This is a genomic window from Micromonospora sp. NPDC047753 (assembly GCF_040642735.1).
Lineage (GTDB): Bacteria > Actinomycetota > Actinomycetes > Mycobacteriales > Micromonosporaceae > Micromonospora.
In genome coordinates this window covers 1-3,940 of the sequence record NZ_JBEYSL010000567.1, presented here as the reverse complement: position 1 = coordinate 3,940, position 3,940 = coordinate 1, and the positions used below count along the sequence as shown (strand labels likewise).

The window sequence follows — 3,940 nt, the reverse complement described above, 5'->3', positions numbered from 1 at the left end:
GTGGTGCAGGCACAGGGCGCCCGGTTCGTCGCCGAGCAGGACCCGCAGCGGGTGATCGTCGCCCTGGAGCAGATCGAGCGGGCCGGCGCGGAGACGATGGCCTCGATGCGGCGGATGGTCGGCATCCTGCGCAACCCCGACGCCCCGCCGGACGCGCCGCTGGCGCCACTGGCCGGGGTGACCGAGCTGGAACCGCTGCTGACCGGGTTCAACGGCGCGGCGAACGCGCCGGCCCGACTGCACGTCGACGGCGACCTGAACGGACTGCCGGTGGAGGTCTCGACGTCGGCGTACCGGGTGGTGATGGAAGGGCTGACCAACACCCGCCAGCACGCGCCGGACGCGCGGTCCGTGGCCGTGGCCGTGCGGCGTACCCCGGACTGGTTGCTGGTCCGGGTCGCCGACGACGGCGCGTCGCCGCGAACCGCGCCGGCCCGGGGGCACGGCTTCGGCCTGATCGGCCTCACCGAGCGGGTACGCGCCCTCGGCGGCACGATCACCGCCGGGCCTGGCGTCGCCGGTGGCTGGGTGCTCGACGCGGCGTTCCCGCTCCACGTGGCGGTGGCCCGGTGATCCGGGTGCTGATCGCCGATGACCAGGCCATGGTCCGGACCGGCTTCGGCATGATCATTGGCGCCCAGTCGGACCTGGAGGTGGTCGGCGAGGCCGCAGACGGTGTCCAGGCCGTCGAGCTGGCCCGACGACTGCGTCCGGACGTGGTGCTGCTGGACATCCGGATGCCCCGCCTCGACGGTCTGGAGGCACTGCGGCTGCTCGCGGGGCCGGGCGTCGCCGACCCGATCCGGGTCGTCGTCGTGACGACCTTCGACCTCGACGAGTACGTGCACACGGCGCTCTCCAACGGCGCGTGCGGCTTCCTGCTCAAGGACTCCGGCCCGGCCCTGCTGGTGGAGGCCGTCCGCGCGGCCGTGTCCGGAGACGCGCTGATCAGCCCCTCGATCACGGTACGGCTGTTGGAGCACCTCAGCTCGCCGGCCCCGGCGCGCGACGACGGCGGCCTGTCGCCACGGGAACTCGACGTCGTGAAGCTCGTCGCCCGGGGCCTGACCAACGCCGAGATCGCCACCCAGCTCTTCATCGCCGTGGGCACGGTCAAGACCCACCTGGCGAGCGTGCAGATGAAGCTCACTGCCCGCAACCGGGTCGAGATCGCCGCCTGGGCCTGGGAACGCCGCCTCGTCGGCTGACGGGACAACGCCCTGACCACCGCCGACCTATCATCGTCATCAGTCGATGACTGGTCCGCTGCGGTCACTCGAAGGCGAGGCGATCAACCATGCGCGATCATCCGAGGCGCGGCGCCCGGTCCAGGGCCGCCGCACTGACCGCCTGCACGCTCACGGCAGTCCTGGTGGCGACGGGCGCGACCCCGGCGTACGCGGCCGCTGACGACACCGAGCCCCCCACCGCCCCCGGCCCGATCACTGTCGCCGCCATCGACACCACCTGGGTCGAGCTGACCTGGGCTGCCTCGACCGACAACGTGGGGGTGGTCCGTTACCCGGTTTCCGCGCAGTTCGAGGACAACGGTCTGACCTGGTCGACCGACACCAACAGTATTCGGATCACCGGCCTGCGGCCGTCGCGCACGTACACCTTCTTCGTGTCGGCGCTGGACGCGGCCGGCAACGGCTCACCGTCGAACCCGAGCCTGCGGTTGACGATGCCACCGGGGGACGACCAACCGCCGGGCGCGCCGGGTCAACCGGTGGCGTTCGACGTCACCGCCACGGCGGTCCGGCTGCGCTGGGCGCACTCTCTGGAGAACGCGGCGCTCGAACGGTACGAGGTGTTCCGGGTGGACGCCGGCGGCGCTCTCACGCTGGTCCGCGACGTTTCCCAGTACCCGCCGGTCAACAGTGCCACGATCAACGGGTTGGCGCCGAACACCACGTACACCTTCGTGGTGCGGGCCCGCGACGAGGTCGGACTGCTGTCCGCGCTGTCCGCACCAGTCACCGTCACCACCCTGCCGCCGCCGCCGAGCTGCGCGGTCCGGTCGATCGTGGGGCAGTGGCCCGACGCGTTCGTGGCGCGGCTGGCGGTCACGAACACCGGCCCGACGGCGATCGACGGGTGGACGATGAGGTGGCGGTTCTACGCCGGCCAGCAGCTGCGCAGCCTGTGGGGCGCGGAGGTGGTCGACCGCGACAGCAGCTACCTGCGGGTGCGCAACGTGCGCCACAACAAGCTGATCCCGCCCGGCGGCACCGTGTTGGTGGGGCTGGTCGCCACCGGCACGCAACTACCGGAGGAAATCACGCTGAACGGCGGCCTGTGCACGGTGGCAGACGAGTAACGCTCGGCGCCGGGGTCTGGCGTGCGCCGCGACATCTTGCGACGCTAGCGCCTGTGTATGACTACGACCTGTTGGTGCTGGGCTCCGGGCCCAGCGGTCAGAAGGCCGCGATCGCCGCCGCCAAACTCGGCAGGCGGGTCGCCATCGTGGACCGCCGCGACATGATCGGTGGGGTGTGCATCAACACCGGCACCGTGCCCTCCAAGACCCTGCGCGAGGCCGTGCTCTACCTGACCGGCCTGAGCCAGCGCGACCTGTACGGCAGCAGCTACCGGGTCAAGGAGGACATCACCGTCAGCGACCTGGCGGCCCGGACCCAGCACGTCATCACCCGGCAGACCGACGTCATCCGCAACCAACTGTCCCGCAACCGCGTCACGATGATCACCGGCACCGGGCGTTTCGCCGACGCGCACTCGATCTGGGTCGACGGCGGCTCCGGCCGCGAGTCCAAGGTGACCTTCGACAAGAGCGTCATCGCCGCGGGCACCCGCCCGGCCCGCCCGGACAGCGTCGACTTCGACGACCGGACGATCGTGGACTCCGACGGCGTCATCAACCTCCAGGCCGTACCCCGCAGCATGGTCGTGGTCGGCGCCGGCGTTATCGGCATGGAGTACGCCTCGATGTTCGCGGCGCTCGGCACCAAGGTGACGGTGGTGGAACGCCGCGACCGGATGCTGGATTTCTGCGACGACGAGATCATCGAGTCACTCAAGTACCACCTGCGCGACCTGTCCGTGGCGTTCCGCTTCGGCGAGGAGGTCGCCGCCGTGGAGAAGCACCAGACGGCGGCGCTGTGCATCCTCAAGAGCGGCAAGAAGATCGTCGCCGACACGGTGATGTACTCGGCCGGCCGGCAGGGCCAGACCGACGACCTGGCGCTGGAGGCGGCCGGGTTGGAGGCGGACCGACGCGGCCGGATCACCGTCGACGCCAACTACCGCACCGCGGTGGAGAACATCTACGCCGTCGGCGACGTGATCGGCTTTCCCGCGCTCGCGTCCACCTCGATGGAGCAGGGTCGGCTGGCCGCGCAGCACGCCTGCGGCGAGCCGATCCGGGAGATGCACGGCCTGCAACCGATCGGCATCTACACGATTCCGGAGATCAGCTTCGTCGGGCAGACCGAGGCGCAGCTCACCGAAAGCTCGACACCGTTCGAGGTGGGCATCGCCCGCTACCGGGAGTTGGCGCGGGGTCAGATCGTGGGCGACTCGTACGGCATGCTGAAGCTGCTCGTCTCCCCCGACGACGGTCGACTGCTCGGGGTGCACGTGTTCGGCACCGCCGCCACCGAAATCGTCCACATCGGTCAGGCGGTGATGGGCTGCGGGGGCACGATCAACTATCTCGTCGACGCGGTGTTCAACTACCCGACGCTGGCCGAGGCGTACAAGGTCGCCGCCCTGGACGCGTCCAACAAGATCCGCAACATCACCCGCATCGACGGCTAGCCTCCATGTTGATCAAGAGGTTTCCGTCATCCGATCTGGCGTGGGTGACGCAAACCTCTTGATCAACGAGGGCAGGAGAGGGTGGGGCGGGTGGGGGTGGCTGACAGCTCGCTGTTGTGGTGGCTTGTCGTACAGCCGACGTTGAATTCGGGCACCTTGACCG

Annotated in this window: 4 protein-coding genes; all 4 read left to right on the top strand. The window is 70.1% G+C overall.

The features are described 5' to 3' along the window. A partial coding sequence (locus ABZ749_RS30985; protein WP_357233977.1) for an ATP-binding protein occupies positions 1 to 573 on the top strand: 573 nt, incomplete at its 5' end. Then, positions 570 to 1,208 carry a response regulator transcription factor gene (locus ABZ749_RS30980; RefSeq protein ID WP_357233974.1) on the top strand — a complete coding sequence of 213 codons (639 nt, stop codon included), beginning with the start codon at positions 570 to 572 and terminating at the stop codon, positions 1,206 to 1,208. The genes ABZ749_RS30985 and ABZ749_RS30980, both read left to right, overlap by 4 nt. Positions 1,209 to 1,297: 89 nt before the next feature. Beyond that, positions 1,298 to 2,320 carry a fibronectin type III domain-containing protein gene (locus tag ABZ749_RS30975; RefSeq protein ID WP_357233972.1) on the top strand — a complete coding sequence of 341 codons (1,023 nt, stop codon included), beginning with the start codon at positions 1,298 to 1,300 and terminating at the stop codon, positions 2,318 to 2,320. Positions 2,321 to 2,373: 53 nt separating this feature from the next. Beyond that, positions 2,374 to 3,777 carry a Si-specific NAD(P)(+) transhydrogenase gene (gene sthA, locus ABZ749_RS30970; protein ID WP_355006606.1) on the top strand — a complete coding sequence of 468 codons (1,404 nt, stop codon included), beginning with the start codon at positions 2,374 to 2,376 and terminating at the stop codon, positions 3,775 to 3,777. Positions 3,778 to 3,940 lie beyond the last annotated feature (163 nt).